Below are 16839 nucleotides of genomic sequence, written 5' to 3' on the forward strand. Positions count from 1 at the left end.
GGGGGTCGTTAAAGGCCCCCGCCTGCTAACCCGATAGGTGTGAAATGGCAGGCGCAAAAGAGATTCGCAGCAAGATTGCGAGCATCAAAAGCACGCAAAAAATCACCAATGCCATGGAAAAGGTGGCGGTGAGCAAGATGCGCAAGGCACAAATGCGCATGGCGGCCGGCCGTCCCTACGCGGAGCGCATTCGCCAGGTGATCGGCCATCTGGCCAACGCCAACCCGGAATACCGTCACCCGTTCATGGTCGAGCGTGAAGTAAAACGCGTCGGCTACATCGTGGTGAGCTCCGACCGTGGCCTGGCTGGCGGCCTGAACATCAACCTGTTCAAGGCTCTCGTCAAGGACATGAGCGGGCAGCGCGATCGTGGCGCGGAGATCGATCTCTGCGTGATCGGCTCCAAGGGTGCATCCTTCTTCAAGAGCTATGGCGGCAACGTAGTTGCAGCTATCAGCCACCTGGGCGAAGAGCCGTCGATCAATGATCTGATCGGCAGCGTCAAGGTCATGCTGGATGCCTACCTGGAAGGTCGTATCGATCGCCTGTACGTGGTTTCCAACAAGTTCGTCAACACCATGACCCAGAAGCCGACCGTGGAACAGCTGATTCCGCTGGTGGCCGAGGACAATGCCGAGCTGAAGCACCACTGGGACTACCTCTACGAACCCGACGCCAAGGCCCTCCTCGACGGTCTGCTGGTGCGCTACGTGGAATCCCAGGTGTACCAGGCCGTGGTTGAGAACAACGCCTGTGAGCAGGCGGCCCGGATGATTGCAATGAAGAACGCTACCGACAACGCCGGTGATCTGATCAGTGGTCTGCAACTGATCTACAACAAGGCACGTCAGGCGGCGATCACCCAGGAAATCTCGGAAATCGTCGGCGGCGCTGCCGCGGTGTAAGAACAGGTTCAAAATTCAGAGGAACCAGACATGAGTAGCGGACGTATCGTTCAAATCATCGGCGCCGTGATCGACGTGGAATTCCCGCGCGATGCCGTGCCGAGCATCTACGAGGCCCTGAAAGTTCAGGGCGTCGAAACCACCCTGGAAGTTCAGCAGCAGCTGGGCGACGGCGTGGTTCGTTCCATTGCGATGGGTTCCACCGAAGGCCTCAAGCGTGGCCTGAACGTGGAAAGCACCGGCGCAGCCATTTCCGTCCCGGTCGGCACCAAGACCCTGGGCCGTATCATGGACGTGCTGGGCAACCCGATCGACGAAGCCGGTCCCATCGGCGAAGAAGAGCGCTGGGGTATTCACCGCGACGCTCCGTCCTACGCTGACCAGGCTGGCGGCAACGACCTGCTCGAAACCGGCATCAAGGTTATCGACTTGGTCTGCCCGTTCGCCAAGGGCGGTAAAGTCGGTCTGTTCGGTGGTGCCGGTGTAGGCAAGACCGTAAACATGATGGAACTGATCCGTAACATCGCCATGGAGCACAGCGGTTACTCTGTGTTCGCGGGTGTGGGTGAGCGTACTCGTGAGGGTAACGACTTCTACCACGAGATGAAGGATTCCGGCGTACTGGACAAGGTAGCCCTGGTTTACGGCCAGATGAACGAGCCGCCGGGCAACCGTCTGCGCGTTGCACTGACCGGCCTGACCATGGCCGAGAAGTTCCGTGACGAAGGCCGTGACGTACTGCTGTTCATCGACAACATCTACCGTTACACCCTCGCCGGTACCGAAGTATCCGCACTGCTGGGCCGTATGCCTTCCGCAGTAGGTTACCAGCCGACCCTGGCCGAAGAGATGGGCGTTCTGCAAGAGCGCATCACCTCCACCAAGAAAGGCTCGATCACCTCGATCCAGGCCGTTTACGTTCCCGCGGACGACCTGACCGACCCGAGCCCGGCGACCACCTTCGCCCACCTGGACGCCACCGTCGTACTGTCCCGTGACATCGCCTCGCTGGGTATCTACCCGGCAGTTGATCCGCTGGACTCGACTTCCCGTCAGCTGGACCCGCTGGTCATCGGCCAGGATCACTACGACACCGCTCGTGGCGTGCAGTACGTTCTGCAGCGCTACAAGGAGCTGAAGGACATCATCGCGATCCTCGGCATGGACGAACTGTCCGAGTCCGACAAGCTGCTGGTGGCCCGTGCTCGTAAGATCCAGCGCTTCCTGTCCCAGCCGTTCTTCGTGGCTGAAGTATTCACCGGCTCGCCGGGCAAATACGTCTCCCTGAAGGACACCATCGCTGGCTTCAAAGGCATCCTCAACGGCGACTACGATCACCTGCCCGAGCAGGCGTTCTACATGGTCGGCGGCATCGAAGAAGCCATCGAGAAAGCGAAGAAGCTGTAATCCGTGCGCCCGGCAACGGGCGCTTACGTGAGGCAAGGGTATGGCTATTACTGTCCACTGCGACATCGTCAGCGCCGAAGCGGAGATCTTCTCCGGTCTGGTCGAGCTGGTCGTAGCGCACGGCTCCCTGGGCGATCTGGGTATCGCTCCGGGCCACGCGCCGCTGATCACCGAGCTCAAGCCGGGTCCGATCCGCCTGGTGAAGCAGGGTGGCGAGCAGGAGGTGTACTACATCTCCGGTGGCTTCCTCGAAGTACAGCCGAGCATGGTCAAGGTTCTCGCCGACACCGTGATTCGCGCAGGTGACCTCGACGAAGCGGCTGCCCAGACCGCACTGAAGGAAGCTGAGAAGGCTCTGCAAGGTAAAGGTGCAGAGTTCGACTACAGCTCCGCCGCAGCCCGCCTGGCCGAAGCCGCAGCGCAACTGCGCACGGTCCAGCAGGTTCGCAAGAAGTACGGCGGCTAAGCCGCGAAGTCCCCAGGGACTTCAGCGTCAAATAGGAAAAGGGTAGCCTTGGCTACCCTTTTTCTTTTTCTACACCCGGGGTTTCCCCGCTCACCAGGACGGTCCCTCACTCATGTCCCTCGAAATCGTCATTCTTGCCGCTGGCCAGGGCACCCGCATGCGCTCGGCCTTGCCGAAAGTCCTGCATCCGGTCGCTGGCAAACCGATGCTTGCCCACGTGATCGATATCGCCCGTGGCCTCAGCCCGACGCGTATCCACGTGGTGATTGGCCATGGCGCCGACCTGGTGCGCGAGCGCCTGCAGGCGGATGACCTGAATTTCGTGATCCAGGAGCAGCAGTTGGGCACCGGCCACGCCGTGACGCAGGCCGCCCCGTTCCTGAGCGCGGACAATGTGCTGATCCTCTACGGCGATGTGCCGCTGATCGAGCAGCCCACCCTGGAGCGGCTGATGGCCCAGGCCACGCCGGAGCAGCTGGCGTTGCTGACCGTCGAGCTGGAAGACCCAACCGGCTACGGACGCATCATTCGCGATGGCGCTGGCGAAGTTCAGGCCATCGTCGAGCAGAAGGACGCCACTGCCGAGCAGCGCGCCATCCGCGAAGGCAATACCGGTATCCTCGCTGCGCCGCGTGAGCGCCTGCTGGGCTGGTTGTCGCGTCTTTCCAACTCCAACGCCCAGGGCGAGTACTACCTCACCGACGTCATTGCCATGGCAGTCGGCGACGGCCTGCGTGTGGCCACCGCCCAACCTCAGGTGGCGATGGAGACCCAGGGCGCCAATGATCGCCTGCAGCTCTCCGAGTTGGAGCGCTTCTTCCAGCAGCGCGTGGCGCGACGCCTGATGGCCCAGGGCGTGACTCTGATCGATCCGGCGCGCTTCGACGTGCGGGGCGAAGTCAGCGTCGGCCGCGACGTGAGCATCGATATCAACGTGATCCTCGAAGGTCAGGTGGAGATCGAGGACGACGTGCAGATCGGCCCGAACTGCTATATCAAGGACAGCACCTTGCGCCGCGGCGCCATCATCAAGGCCAACTCGCACCTGGAAGGCGCCCACGTCGGCCCCGATAGCGACGTTGGCCCGTTCGCTCGCCTGCGTCCGGGCAGCGTGCTGGAGCGCAAGGTGCATGTGGGTAACTTTGTCGAGCTGAAGAACGCCCACCTGCAGGACGGCGTGAAGGTCGGTCACCTGACTTACCTGGGCGACAGCGAAGTCGGTGCGCGCAGCAACATCGGCGCCGGCACCATTACCTGCAACTACGATGGCGCGAACAAATGGCGCACCACCATCGGCGAGGATGTATTCATCGGCTCCAACAATTCGCTGGTGGCGCCTGTGGATATCGGCACCGGCGCCACGACCGGCGCGGGTTCCACCATCACCGCCGAGGTTCCGGCCGGCACGCTCGGCGTCGGTCGCGCCAAGCAGCGGGTGATCGAAGGCTGGAAGCGCCCGGAAAAGATCAAGAAATCCTGATACATAGGCATCGTCCTGTGGGTAATTTTTTATCCACAGGACGATTCGCTGATTCCGTTATTCACAGGCCATCCCGTAAACCTCGGAGTGGCCCGTTCTCGCTGGAGCTTTCCCGGTCATGCTTGGCGTCGCCATCCTGATCTTTCTGATCACCGACCCGTTCGGCAACATCGCGGTATTCCTCGCCGCCCTCAAGTCCGTCCCCGCCGAACGCCGTCTGAAAGTGGCACTGCGCGAGCTGCTGTTCGCCCTGGGCCTGCTGCTGCTGTTCCTCACCCTGGGCGAACACATCCTCACCGGGTTGGGTCTGTCCAAGGAAGCCACCGGCATCGCCGGGGGCATCATCCTCTTCGTGGTCGCCATGCGCCTGATCTTCCCCACCCCCCAGGGCGTACTGGGCGACATGCCGGACAACGAGCCGCTGTTCGTGCCGCTGGCCACTCCGGCTGTGGCCGGGCCCTCTGCGCTGGCGATGCTGATCACCCTGCGCAGCACCTACACTGGTCCGTTGTGGGAGCTGTATCTCGCGGTGATCCTCGCTTGGGCCGCGACTGCCTTCATCCTGATGCAGGCGGCATTCCTCCAGCGCTTCCTCGGCCCGCGCGGGCTGATGGCCGTGGAACGCCTGGCCGGCATGCTGCTGATCATGCTCAGCGTGAACATGCTCCTGCAGAACGTGCGCAGCTTCCTGCACATCGCTGCCTGATGCTCTCCTCCTGAGAACCGCCATGATCCTGCGTGTCCTGACCTTCGCCTTGCTCACCACACTGCTTGCCGGCTGCGCCGACAAGGGCCTGCAGATCGATCGCGAGCACGTGTCGAATAACCAGGACAGCCGCATCCAGTACGTCATCGTCCACTACACCTCGGCCGATCTGCCGCGCTCGCTGGCGCTGCTGACTCACGGTGAGGTGAGCGCGCACTACCTGATCGGTGACAACCCGGCGACCATTTACCAACTGGTGGACGAGAACCGCCGCGCCTGGCACGCCGGCGCCAGCGAATGGCAGGGGCGTACCTGGCTCAATTCCACCTCCATCGGCATCGAGCTGGTGAACCCCGGCTACCGCGATACCCCGAGCGGGAAGATCTGGTATCCGTACCCCGATACGCAGATCGACGCGCTCATTGCCTTGCTCAAAGACATCACCAAGCGCCAGGGCATTACTCCGGAACACATCCTTGGCCACAGCGATATCGCCCCGCAGCGCAAGGTCGATCCGGGCCCGCTGTTTCCCTGGAAGAAACTCGCCGAAGCTGGCCTGATTCCCTGGCCGAAGCCGGGCGAGCTTGCTCGCCGCCTGACCGAGTTGAACGGCCAACTGCCCGCTCCGGGCTGGTTCCAGCAACAGCTGGCGCGCCACGGTTACGCGGTGCCGCTCGATGGGGTGATGGATGAGGAAACCCGCAACGTGATCGCGGCGTTCCAGATGCGCTTCCGCCCGGAGCGCTTCGACGGCGAACCTGACCTGGAAACCGCCGCGCTATTGCTGGCGGTACCGACCTCTTAAACCGGCAGCAGCAGGTAGAAGCGCGAGCCCTTGCCCTGTTGCGAACGCAGGGCGATGCGTCCGCCATGCAGTTGCACGATTTCCCGGCATAGTGCCAGGCCAAGTCCTACGCCGCCTTTCTTGCGGCCCACCTGCACGAAGGGTTCGAAGATACGCCCTTGCTGGCTGAGCGGGATGCCGTCGCCGCTATCTTCCACGGCAATTGCCACGCGCTCTTCCTGGCAGCGCGCCTGCAGGCGGATGGTGCCGCCGTCGGGCGTATGGCGCAGCGCGTTGCCGATCAGGTTATCCAGCACCCGCTCGATCTGCGTGCGGTCGACATTGATGGCAGGCAGCCCCTCGGCTATCTCCAGGTCCAGCTCGATGCGCTTGTCTTCGGCCGGCCCGATGAAGCGCTGGTGCGCCTGGCGCAGCAGGTCGCCGACATCGCAGAGCTGCAGTTCGAGCTTCTGGGTGCCGCTCTGGTAGCGGGAGAAATTCAGCAAGTCGTTGATCAGCCGCACCAGACGGTGCATCTCCTCGTCCACGGTGCGCACCAGGTCGCGCTCGCGGGATTCCTCGGGAAACTTCAGCCGCTCGGCGAGCAGGCCGAAGGCCATGTGCATGCCGGTCATGGGCGTGCGCAACTCGTGGGAAGCACGCAGCACGAAGTCGTTGCGCACGCGCTCGAAGGCACGCTGCTCGGTGACATCGCGTACCACCATCACAGCGCCGATGCTGCGCCCGTCGTCGTGGCTGACCGGCGACATGCCCCAGGTCAGTAGTCGGCTCTCGCCGCTCACCTCCACCACCAGGTCCTGCGGGGTTTCCTCCAGCAGGTTGCCGGTCAGGACGCGCTGCACTGCCTGCGTCAGCGCCGGGTTGTCGAGCATCGTGCCCAGCTCCTGGCCCTGGGGATCGCTGTGGGAAAACAGCTGGCGCGTGGCGACCGGATTGGCGTGCTCGATTCGGCCGTGTCGGTCGAGGATCACCAGGCCGTCGTCGATGCTGTCGAGCACCGCCAGCAGGCGTTTGCGGCCTGACCCCAAGGCCTCGGTGTTGCTCGCGCGGTAAAGCCGCAGGGCTTCGGCCATCAGACCGAAGCGGCGGCTTAGCGAGGACATCTCGGAGACGCCGGAAACTGGCAGGGTGACGTCGAATTCGCCCTGGCCGATCTTGTCCGCGGCTTTGGCCAGCGTCTCGATGGGCGCGCCGAATCGGCGGGCGATGTTGTGGGCGGTGATGAAGCCGACCACCAGGATGGCGATGCCGATGAGCCCGAGCAGCCCGCTGACCAGCAGAGTGCGGTCGCGGGCCGAACGCTCATCGGCGCTGATATTGTCCATCGCGCCCTGGTGCAAGGCCAGCAAGCGGTTGCGCAGAGCATCGAGGGTGCGGCTCAGGTCGCTGTCCTCCAGCAACTCCGGGCGCCCCGGGCCGGGCGTATCGGTGGCCTCGATGAACAGACGGTGAGCATCGGCGATTTCCGTCATGGCCTGGCGCTCACTGCTGTTGCGCGCCATCGCGCGCCCCCGCTCGAGCGCCTGGGCGAAGTGCGTGCGGGCCTGTTCCAGGCGCTCCGGGCTCGGCCGCGCACTGAGTATCTGCACCAGTTCGTCGCCCAGCGCCTGGCGCAGGCGCTGGGAGACCTCGATGGCGTCGAAGTTGTGCTGGATCAGTTGGGCTTGCTCACGGCCGGTCAGCACCACGCTGAACAGCCCGAGCAGCAGTCCCAGCAGCGCTACCGTGATTAGCGCCGAGATGCTCAGGAATAGTCTCGTGCGCAGCGTCATCGGGATCGGCAGGTTCACAGGCTGTACTGCTTGCGCTTGCGATAGAGGGTGGAAGCGTCGATCCCCAGGGTCTTGGCGGCTTGGTCGAGGGTTGCGCTGGAGGCCATGACGGCAGCGATGTGGGCTTTCTCCAGTTCTTCCAGGCTCATGGCTTCTCCGATGCGCGGCGCGGAGCTGGTGGTTTGTTCGCCAATCGCAAGCTGTTCTACGCCAATTAGATCCAGATTGCAGATGATGCTTGCACGTTCGATCACGTTGCGCAGCTCTCGCACGTTCCCCGGCCAGTTGTAGCGGCGCAGCAGTGCGCGAGCCTCGTCGGTGAAGCCGCGAGCGGGGCGGCCGTAATCCTTCACGAAGCGGGCAAGGAAGCGCTCGGCCAGTCCGATGATGTCCTCGGCACGTTCGCGCAGTGGTGGCAGGTTCAGCACGATGACGTTCAGCCGGTAGAGCAAGTCCTCGCGGAAAGCGCCCTGGGCGACCATGCCGGCCAGATCGCGGTTGGTGGCGGCTAGGATGCGGACGTCGGCATTGCGGGTCACCGGGTCACCAACGCGCTCGTACTCCTTGTCCTGGATGAACCGCAGCAACTTTGGCTGCAGAGTGAGGGGAAAATCGCCGATCTCGTCGAGGAACAGCGTGCCACCATCCGCCTGGCTGATGCGCCCGAGGGTGTTTTCGGTGGCTCCGGTGAAGGCGCCCCGGCTGTGGCCGAACAGCTCGCTTTCCATCAGTTCGGCGGTCAGGGAAGGGCAGTTAATCGTCACGCAGGATTTCTTTGCGCGCTTGCTCCAGTTGTGGATCGCCCGCGCCAACTCGCCCTTGCCCGAGCCGGATTCGCCGAGGATGAGGATATTGGCGTCGGTGGCGGCGACCTGGCGGGCGGTTTCCAGCACAGCGGCCATCGCCGGGCTGTGGGATTCCAGTACATCGCCCTGTTTGCGCATCTCGCCTTCAAGCGCCTCGATGCGCGCGGTCAATTGGCGCACCTCCAGTTGCTTGGCGGCGGCCAGGCGCAGCTGGTCGGGGCTGCAGGGTTTCACCAGGTAATCGACGGCGCCGGCCTGCATGGCGTCCACGGCGGTGTCCACTGCCGAATGCGCGGTGACTATCACCACGCGCATCCAGGGTGCCTGCACGCGCATCTGCGCCAGCACATCCAGGCCGTTGTCATCCCCCAGGCGCAGGTCGAGGAAGCAAAGGTCGAACACCTGGCGCTGCAGCAGGTTCTCGGCCTGCTGCGCACTGCTGGCGGTAGCCACGCTGTAGCCCTCGTCCTCGAGGCAGTAGCGGAACGAGCGCAGGATGGCGGACTCGTCATCGACCAGCAGGATCCGGCCTTGCTGTTCAGGCGTTGCGTCCATTCAGCGATTTCCTCCGTTGTGTGATTCGTTGTTGTAAGGGGTGCGATTTTTCTTAGTCCAGGGATTTTCGTGCAAGTTGCAAGAATCTTTCTGAAGTCTCGGGCAGGGTGCACAGTGCCGGTTACGCCCAGGCGATTCAACACATTGAATTACAAGAATTTTATCCACAAATCGCACTGGCACGGCGCTTGCGAATCCAATGTTGCACCATCGTTTGCCGGAGACGCGCCATGCCTAACCCGAAGATCCTCGCCCTTGCACTGAGTTCCGCGCTGCTCGCCCTGCAGCCGCTGGCCAGCCACGCCGCCGAGGCCGGGCTGAGCGCGCAACTGGCCGAGGCGCGCCAGGAAGGTTCGATCTGGACGGCCATCAACCTCAACCGCGAACTCAAGCCCTACGCGATCAAGGTGGATGTAGAAAACGGCCGCGCGCGGCTGACGGGTGCCGTGGCCAGTGAAGAACAGAAGTCGCTGGCCGGGCAGATCGCCGGCAGTGTCGAAGGCATCACCGCTGTGGATAACCAGTTGGGTGTCGATGCTTCTCAAGCTGATGCACAGAACACAGGCACCACCAAGGACGAAGGCGTGGTGCAGAAGTGGGATGACGCCACGCTGGCGGCGAGGGTGAAATCCAAGCTGCTGCTGGAAAAGCGCGGCGAAGGCTTGGATATCAAGGTCACCAGCAAGTCCGGCGCGGTCACCCTCGAAGGCACGGTAATCAGCGAGGAGGCCAGCCAGCAGGCCGCCCACCTGGCCGCGCAGACCGAAGGCGTGAGCGCTGTGGATAACCGACTGCGGGTCGACCCGGACGCCGCCTCCACGCAGACATTCGAAAAGTCCGTCGGCGATGCCCAGGCCGCCGTGAGCGACGCCTGGATCACCAGCCAGATCAAGGCCGGCATCCTCTCCGCCCATGCGCTGAAGGGGCTTTCCATCGGTGTTTCCACTCGCGATGGCGTGGTGACCCTCAGTGGCCAGGTGCCCACTGCCGACGAGCGCCAGCAATTGATCGATTCCGCCAGCAAGACCCGTGGTGTGCGCGAGGTGGACGCCACTGCGCTGAAGGTGGCCGGCCAGGCTGCCTGACTTCCACCCTTTTCTTTGCAGGAGTACTTGTCATGACTCGCACGACCAGTCAGCTCAATGAACTCATCGAGATAACCCGTGACGGCCAGCGCTTCTACCAGCACGCCATCCAGGAAGTGAAGGATGCGCGGCTGCAGCGGCTGTTCCAGTCCATGGCGCAGGCCAAGACCGACGTGATCAACGCCCTTGCCGGGAAGGTTGCCGCCAATCATGAAGACCCCGCTACCGGCGGCACGCTGCTGGGCAAACTGCGCCAGGTCTATGCCGACACCCGCGCGACCCTTGCCAGTGATGAAGGCGCCACCTATGTGGCCCAGTTGGAGGAAGCCGAGGACCGCATCCTCCATGCCTTCGAGGACGCGCTGGAGAATGGCACGCCGGAAACCCAGGCGATGCTGCGCGCCGAATTGCCCAAGGTACGGGCCTGCCACGACCAGATGAGCGAGCTGAAGCACTCGCTGAAGTGATGGGGTTCACAAGAGCGCAGGGAGGCGCTCCGCCGTCGGGATTGCAAATCGCACGACCTATCCCGACCCATCGTGCAGGATGCGGCAGAAAGGTATCTCATTCATATATTTAACATGTTGATTTAAAAGGAAAAAATAGGATTCATCAGACTGGCATGCGGCGTGCAATTCCTACTGCAAGACAGTCAACAGAACCACCCGCGACGACAAGAACCGGAAAGGCCAAGGACATCGCCTCAAGGTTCGACAGACAGCGGCGACGGGCAGGAGAAACGGGATGAACAGCGGAACCAACAGCCAAGTGCAAGTCGCGCGTATCGATGTGTGGAGCCGGATCTTCTTCGCCGGTGCCCTGCTGCTGTTGCTGATCAACCTGGTGCAGCTGCAGATGCAGGTTTCCCGGGCCCAGGCTGCCAGCGCATCGGTCAGCTACGTTCCGGCCGTCTCCAGCACGCCCGATTTGTACCGCGAAGCGTCGCGTTATCCACAGGCTGCCCCCGCTCGTAATCAAGCGCAGGTGCTGCAGGCGCCCCAGGCGCAAACCCAGGCTCAGGTCCAGCCGATGGCTCGCCCGCAGGGCGGCTGGGTGTTCTGACCTTCCTTACTGATCTGATTTCTGAATCGCTGGCAAGCCGTTGGCTTGCCCGATAGGTCCGCAGTGCCCGGAAGCGCCCGGGCGGACAGCCCTTCCGGAGACTGCCTTGTACTCCGGAGCAGGTACCCGAAGGGGTGCCGAACCGACAACGAGAAGAGGAGAGACCCCATGCTTAGCTGGGCACTGACATTCCTGATCATCGCCATCATCGCCGCGGTCCTTGGCTTCGGTGGCATCGCCGGCGCCGCGACCAGCATCGCCAAGATCCTGTTCGTGATCTTCCTGGTGCTGTTCATCGTGTCCTTCGTCATGGGCCGTCGCCGGGGCTGACGCCGCGGACCGGCAGAAGTTGAACAAGGAGCGTAGCGATGGGTTTTACCCGCAATCTGCTGCTGTCGGCTGTTCTGCTCGGCGCCGGGGCCCACGCCCTGGCCGCCGAGGCGGACAAGGACGCGCAGTACCGCCTGAACGAGCTGGTAGCCAGTGACCCGCAGTACCGCGACACCTGGCAATCGGTAATCAAGGATGAGAGCCGGCTGCCCGACTGGGTGATGAACCTCAGTGGCACCGCGACGCCGATGCAGGCGGTAGACGAGAAGGGCGACAAGTACCTGGTCGGCGAGTTGTGCGAAGCGCACAACTGCTCCGCCCATCGGCTGTACGTGGCTTTTACCTGGGACAAGGACAAGGCCTACGCGCTTTACGTGAAGGTTCCGGAGAATCTTCCGGCGGACAAGTCGCCGAGCAAGCACGCCAGTTTCCGCTGGCTGGGTGAGCCGGACGATTCGGTGAAACGGATCCTCGACGACCAGCTCAAGAGCGATCCGAACTGGTATTGACCCTAGCGGCATACAGTTTCTGAGATACGCGTACCCGGAAAGCGTACGCACGGCCAGGGGGCCGGGATGTTCGGGATGCACCAGGTCCTGAATGACCCAGGGGTACAGGGAGTACCTCCGCATCAGCGGGCCGGGCCAGGCAAAGCCTTCGGAACCGACGCGAGATTCTCGCGTCGGTTCCGGAGCGCTTCATTTATTGCACCAGCATCAGGCCGCGGCGGATCAGGGTTTGAAGTTGGCCGCGTCGCGCGCCCAGCCATCGAGGACCGGTTTGAGGTCCGTCAGATTCAGGTGAGTGCTGGTGTTCTCCAGCGTCTTGCCCGCGCCCTTGCGCACCACCTTGGCGACCGGTTTGCTGGTCGCGCCATCCAGTGCTTCGAATTCCACATAGACCTCGGTGTCCTGGTCACGAGTGCCCATCGCCGTAGTCGTCGCCGCCACCACGAGGGCAATTGGAATCACCTCGTAGGCTTTCAGGCCTTCGGTAGAGATGTTCACCCCAGTGATCGCGGTGCGCAGCACCAGGGTATCGCGATCGGCCTGCTGGACGATGCGGTAGCGACTGCCCAGTTGCAGCTCGACCTGCTTCTTCAGGTAATCGGGGATTTCGTTAAGGGTCTTCTGATCGATGTTCTCGTTCGGCTTGGGCGGCGGGTAGTAGATAGGCCGCTCGACCAGTACCGAGCTGTAGTTCTGCAGCTTCAGGTCCGGGGCGACCCAGCGCAGCACCGGGTGGCCACTGGGGGAGGTGGCGGGTTTGAGTTGCGAATAGTCGCCGAGGAAGCCCGAGTATTGCGAGGCGTCCGGTTTCTGGCTGGAGCAGCCGGCCAGCGCAAGGGCGCCAGCGAAGAGCAGGGTGGGTACTACGTAGCGTCGCGTCATAGAGCGTCCTTTTCCAGAGAGTCACCGCGTTGTGCTTTCACCACACATTCAACAACCTGTTGCTTACCCGGCTGTCGCGGCGGCCGCAGGGTATCTGGACGCTCGCTCGAAGCCGGTCGAACTTCACTGATGTCAGTCAATTCGGAGTGCTGTGGAAACGTCTTACAATCACTCGCCGATTCCCGTCAGTCGATTTAAGCGACCTCCGGGAACCAGCCACTGCAACAATGAAGAGCGGAATCCGGCGACTTATCCACAAGGCGCCTGCATTCCCGCCAGCCTTGCAGCCGACGGGCCCTTTGCCGGCCCTCGGCCATCCCTGACGGTCCCCGGACGGCGACCGTACATCCGGTAATCAAGAAGCCGCGACCTGAATGTCCGACCTTCCTGACCGATCAATCCGGGCCATTGATGGCCGATTTGCACCAAGCCTAGACGGCTTTGAAGAGCGCTGCGTGACAGGCGTTGAGGAACCTGTGTCATGCGGAAAATCAAGGGTCTCATGACCTGGAACCAAGGTTTCAGATGCCTTTTCCTATGCCGATTGTGCATGGGGTAGGCGTTTCCGGCATTAGACGGGAAAGGGGTGGGTCGGAATCATGCGCCCCTTTTTTCGCTGGCCGTCGGCATCCCGATGGTTCGGCGACCCCGACTTCCACAAGAATCAAGGGTGACTCACTATGGGCAAAGCCAAGCTCAGCCTCGCCTGGCAGATCCTCATCGGCCTGGTACTCGGAATCGCACTGGGCGCCGCGCTCAACCACTTCAGCGCGGAAAAGGCCTGGTGGATCAGCAATATCCTCCAGCCGGCGGGCGACATCTTCATCCGCCTGATCAAGATGATCGTCGTACCGATCGTGATTTCCTCGCTTATCGTCGGCATTGCCGGAATGGGTGATGCGAAGAAACTCGGCCGCATCGGCCTGAAGACCATCATCTATTTCGAAATCATCACCACGGTCGCCATCGTGGTCGGCCTGCTGCTGGCGAACATCTTCCAGCCCGGCGCCGGCATCGACATGAGCACCCTGGGCACTGTGGATATCTCCCAGTACGCGCAGACTGCCAAGGAAGTCGAACACCACCACGCGTTCATCGAGACCATCCTCAACCTGATTCCATCGAACATCTTCGCGGCCATGGCCCGTGGCGAGATGCTGCCGATCATCTTCTTCTCGGTGATGTTCGGCCTGGGCCTGTCCTCGCTGCCGGCGCCGACCCGCGAGCCGCTGGTGAAGATGTTCCAGGGCGTGGCCGAGGCCATGTTCCGCGTCACCCACATGATCATGCGCTACGCCCCTATCGGCGTATTCGCGCTGATCGCGGTGACGGTCGCCAACTTCGGCTTCGCCTCGCTGCTGCCGCTGGCCAAGCTGGTGGTGCTGGTGTACTTCGCCATCGCCTTCTTCGCCTTCATGGTTCTGGGCCTGGCCGCCCGACTGTTCGGCTTCTCCATCATCAAGCTGATGCGCATCTTCAAGGACGAGCTGGTCCTGGCCTATTCCACCGCCAGTTCCGAGACCGTGCTGCCGCGCATCATCGAGAAGATGGAAGCCTACGGCGCGCCCAAGGCGGTAAGCAGCTTCGTGGTGCCTACGGGCTACTCGTTCAACCTCGATGGCTCGACCCTGTACCAGAGCATCGCGGCGATCTTCATCGCCCAGCTCTATGGCATCGACCTGTCTATCGGCCAGCAGCTGATGCTGGTGCTGACCCTGATGGTCACCTCCAAGGGCATCGCCGGCGTGCCGGGCGTTTCCTTCGTGGTGCTGCTGGCGACCCTGGGCAGCGTCGGGATTCCGCTGGAAGGCCTGGCCTTCATCGCCGGTGTCGACCGCATCATGGACATGGCGCGTACCGCACTGAACGTGATTGGCAACGCCCTTGCTGTGCTGGTGATTTCCAAGTGGGAAGGCGTATACGACGCGCAGAAAGGCGCGCGCTACTGGCAGGCGATGCAGAACGGCCGCGTTGAAGCCTTCCTCGAAGGCGAGAGCGCGGATGTCAGGGAAAGTCCCGCCACGCGTTGATCCGCAAAGGTTATCCACAAGGCCCCGGCATAGTCCGGGGCCTTGCCGTTTCTGGCGCCCGAGGTGCCCCTGCCGCTATCATCGCGGCCATTCCAAGGGGGACATCGCATGCTCAACGGCCTGTGGCTGGGCTTTTTCATCGTCGCGGCGGTCACCGCGCTTTCCCGTTGGCTGCTGGGTGGCGAGGCCACCGTGTTTGCCGCCATGGTGGAAAGCCTATTCGCAATGGCCAAGCTGTCCGTGGAAGTCATGGTGCTGCTGTTCGGCACCCTGACTCTGTGGCTGGGTTTCCTGCGCATCGCCGAGAAGGCCGGGCTGGTGGAGAAACTCGCGGTGCTGTTAGGCCCGCTGTTCCGCCGCCTGATGCCGGAAGTGCCCGCCGGCCACCCGGCCATCGGCCTGATTACCCTCAACTTCGCCGCCAACGGCCTGGGTCTGGACAATGCGGCCACGCCCATTGGCCTGAAGGCCATGAAGGCGCTGCAGGAACTCAACCCCAGCACCACCACCGCGAGCAACGCGCAGATCCTCTTCCTGGTGCTGAACGCGTCGTCGCTGACCCTGTTGCCGGTGACCATCTTCATGTACCGCGCCCAGCAGGGCGCGGTGGACCCGACCCTGGTGTTCCTGCCAATTCTATTGGCCACCAGCGCTTCCACGCTGGTGGGCCTGCTCAGCGTGGCGGTGATGCAGCGCCTGCGCCTGTGGGACCCGGTGGTGCTGGCCTATCTGATTCCCGGTGCGCTGGCGCTGGGCGCCTTCATGGCGCTGCTGGCGGGGCTGTCCGCCACCGCGCTGGCGCAGCTGTCCTCATTGCTGGGCAATCTGACGCTGTTCGGCATCATCATGCTGTTCCTCATCGTCGGCTGGCTGAAGAAGGTGCCGGTGTACGAAACCTTCGTCGAAGGAGCGAAAGAAGGCTTCGACGTCGCCAAGAGCCTGCTGCCCTACCTGGTCGCAATGCTTTGCGCTGTGGGCGTGCTGCGCGCCTCGGGCGCGCTGGAGATGGCGCTGGACGGCATCCGCTGGGTGGTCGAAGGCGTGGGCTGGGACACCCGCTTCGTCGATGCGCTGCCCACTGCGCTGGTCAAGCCATTCTCCGGCAGTGCCGCGCGGGCGATGCTGCTGGAGACCATGCAATCCCACGGCGTGGATAGCTTCCCGGCCCTCGTAGCCGCAACCGTGCAGGGCAGCACCGAGACCACCTTCTACGTACTCGCCGTGTACTTCGGCGCTGTCGGTATCCAGCGCGCCCGCCACGCCGTGGGCTGCGCGCTGCTGGCCGACCTGTCCGGCGTCCTGGCGTCCATCGGCGTCTGCTACTGGTTCTTCGCCTGAAGAGCGCGAGTGTCCTTGCGCGCCGACTGGGCCTGGAACAGCAGCCACTCACGCTGGATCACGCTGTAGGGCACGAACACGCTCAGGCGTGACATGCCGGCGAGCTCCGGACGGTTTGCCGGTGGCCGGAAATCCGCCTGGAAACCGATGTTGATCCCCAGCAAGCGGCCATCACTGCCGATGAGTGGCCCGCCGGACATGCCCTTGGCGATCGCCGCATCGTGCACGCCATAGCGTTCACCACTGGCCGAGCCGTTGTCGACGAAGGGCACCGGCCAGACTTTGCCCATGCTGCTCATCGGGATCAGCAACGAACTGCTGCCCAGCGCCGTGACTGACTCGCCCGCGCGGAACTGGCGCCATTGCGGCAGCGCTCCGTCGGCCTTGTGCGCGATGAACAGCAGGTCGCAGCCGGTGCTGCAGCGATAGGCCTGGTGGCGCAGGTAAGGGGTATGGGCGGCGGTTACGGCGTAGTCCGCATTCCATTGCACCGCCGAGGCGACGATGAACCCCGGAATGGGCGGGCCGGAAAGGACCGTGAAGTAGCGATCGGTCAGGCGGCCATCGCTTTCTGGTGAAACCCAGCCGTTGCAGCCGGCCAAGGAAAACAGCAACAAAATTCCCCACAGATTTTTCATGCGAAAGCTCTCCCTGTTTTGAGAGAAAAGCTAACTGCTAATCAGGGAAATTTCTTATATAAA

17 protein-coding genes are annotated in these 16839 nt (G+C 62.9%); 13 read left to right on the plus strand and 4 right to left on the minus strand.

Annotated features, from left to right (window positions below):
• The first annotated feature begins 44 nt into the window (after positions 1–44).
• The 6 genes from atpG (at position 45) to ACIPK7_RS11085 (ending at position 5769) form a co-directional block, all read left to right on the plus strand.
• Positions 45–905 (plus strand): F0F1 ATP synthase subunit gamma, encoded by an 861-nt coding sequence (gene atpG / locus ACIPK7_RS11060; protein WP_017518839.1) that lies wholly within the window; start codon positions 45–47, stop codon positions 903–905.
• A 30-nt stretch (positions 906–935) separates the two neighbouring features.
• Positions 936–2312, plus strand: coding sequence for a F0F1 ATP synthase subunit beta (gene atpD / locus ACIPK7_RS11065; RefSeq protein WP_045213787.1), 1377 nt, complete (start codon positions 936–938; stop codon positions 2310–2312).
• 40 nt (positions 2313–2352) lie between these two features.
• The gene (locus ACIPK7_RS11070) at positions 2353–2778 is read left to right on the plus strand and encodes a F0F1 ATP synthase subunit epsilon (RefSeq protein WP_045213789.1); all 426 of its coding nucleotides are present in this window, start codon (positions 2353–2355) and stop codon (positions 2776–2778) included.
• 112 nt (positions 2779–2890) lie between these two features.
• Entirely contained in the window at positions 2891–4258 is a 1368-nt protein-coding gene (glmU, locus tag ACIPK7_RS11075; protein WP_401087688.1) for a bifunctional UDP-N-acetylglucosamine diphosphorylase/glucosamine-1-phosphate N-acetyltransferase GlmU, read from the plus strand.
• A gap of 118 nt (positions 4259–4376) precedes the next feature.
• Positions 4377–4964: a MarC family protein gene (locus ACIPK7_RS11080; RefSeq protein ID WP_017518835.1), complete on the plus strand. Its 588-nt coding sequence runs from the start codon at positions 4377–4379 to the stop codon at positions 4962–4964.
• Between the two features lie 22 nt (positions 4965–4986).
• Complete coding sequence (locus tag ACIPK7_RS11085; RefSeq protein ID WP_401087690.1) at positions 4987–5769, plus strand: N-acetylmuramoyl-L-alanine amidase; 783 nt, start codon at positions 4987–4989, stop codon at positions 5767–5769.
• On the opposite strand, the gene ACIPK7_RS11090 is transcribed toward ACIPK7_RS11085, so the two are convergent.
• The gene (locus ACIPK7_RS11090) at positions 5766–7559 is read right to left on the minus strand and encodes a KinB sensor domain-containing domain (RefSeq protein WP_192435704.1); all 1794 of its coding nucleotides are present in this window, start codon (positions 7557–7559) and stop codon (positions 5766–5768) included. The genes ACIPK7_RS11085 and ACIPK7_RS11090 overlap by 4 nt on opposite strands.
• A complete protein-coding gene (algB, locus tag ACIPK7_RS11095; protein ID WP_401087693.1) occupies positions 7556–8902 on the minus strand; it encodes a sigma-54-dependent response regulator transcription factor AlgB in 1347 nt (448 codons plus the stop codon). Before algB ends, ACIPK7_RS11090 begins: the two co-directional genes overlap by 4 nt.
• A gap of 230 nt (positions 8903–9132) precedes the next feature.
• Here algB and ACIPK7_RS11100 point away from each other — a divergent pair, with 230 nt between their 5' ends.
• From ACIPK7_RS11100 to ACIPK7_RS11120, 5 genes are all read left to right on the plus strand, one after another.
• On the plus strand, positions 9133–9987 hold the full coding sequence (locus tag ACIPK7_RS11100; RefSeq protein ID WP_192435706.1) for a BON domain-containing protein: 855 nt from the start codon (positions 9133–9135) through the stop codon (positions 9985–9987).
• A 32-nt stretch (positions 9988–10019) separates the two neighbouring features.
• The gene (locus ACIPK7_RS11105; RefSeq protein WP_192435707.1) at positions 10020–10454 is read left to right on the plus strand and encodes a PA2169 family four-helix-bundle protein; all 435 of its coding nucleotides are present in this window, start codon (positions 10020–10022) and stop codon (positions 10452–10454) included.
• A gap of 277 nt (positions 10455–10731) precedes the next feature.
• A complete protein-coding gene (locus ACIPK7_RS11110; protein WP_401087695.1) occupies positions 10732–11049 on the plus strand; it encodes a hypothetical protein in 318 nt (105 codons plus the stop codon).
• 168 nt (positions 11050–11217) lie between these two features.
• Entirely contained in the window at positions 11218–11379 is a 162-nt protein-coding gene (locus tag ACIPK7_RS11115) for a DUF1328 domain-containing protein (RefSeq protein WP_081519001.1), read from the plus strand.
• A gap of 38 nt (positions 11380–11417) precedes the next feature.
• Positions 11418–11888 carry an inhibitor of vertebrate lysozyme family protein gene (locus ACIPK7_RS11120; protein ID WP_192435709.1) on the plus strand — a complete coding sequence of 157 codons (471 nt, stop codon included), beginning with the start codon at positions 11418–11420 and terminating at the stop codon, positions 11886–11888.
• A 222-nt stretch (positions 11889–12110) separates the two neighbouring features.
• On the opposite strand, the gene ACIPK7_RS11125 is transcribed toward ACIPK7_RS11120, so the two are convergent.
• Entirely contained in the window at positions 12111–12770 is a 660-nt protein-coding gene (locus ACIPK7_RS11125; RefSeq protein WP_192435710.1) for a DUF3313 domain-containing protein, read from the minus strand.
• A 680-nt stretch (positions 12771–13450) separates the two neighbouring features.
• Here ACIPK7_RS11125 and gltP point away from each other — a divergent pair.
• On the plus strand, positions 13451–14800 hold the full coding sequence (gene gltP / locus ACIPK7_RS11130; RefSeq protein ID WP_401087698.1) for a glutamate/aspartate:proton symporter GltP: 1350 nt from the start codon (positions 13451–13453) through the stop codon (positions 14798–14800).
• Positions 14801–14908: 108 nt separating this feature from the next.
• Positions 14909–16138: a nucleoside recognition domain-containing protein gene (locus tag ACIPK7_RS11135; protein WP_401087700.1), complete on the plus strand. Its 1230-nt coding sequence runs from the start codon at positions 14909–14911 to the stop codon at positions 16136–16138.
• Here ACIPK7_RS11135 and ACIPK7_RS11140 read toward each other — a convergent pair.
• Entirely contained in the window at positions 16120–16776 is a 657-nt protein-coding gene (locus ACIPK7_RS11140) for a serine protease (RefSeq protein ID WP_401087702.1), read from the minus strand. The genes ACIPK7_RS11135 and ACIPK7_RS11140 overlap by 19 nt on opposite strands.
• Positions 16777–16839 lie beyond the last annotated feature (63 nt).

Origin of the sequence: Pseudomonas sp. NPDC086581, assembly GCF_044746165.1 — a bacterium.
In the GTDB taxonomy this organism is placed as follows: Bacteria; Pseudomonadota; Gammaproteobacteria; order Pseudomonadales; family Pseudomonadaceae; genus Pseudomonas.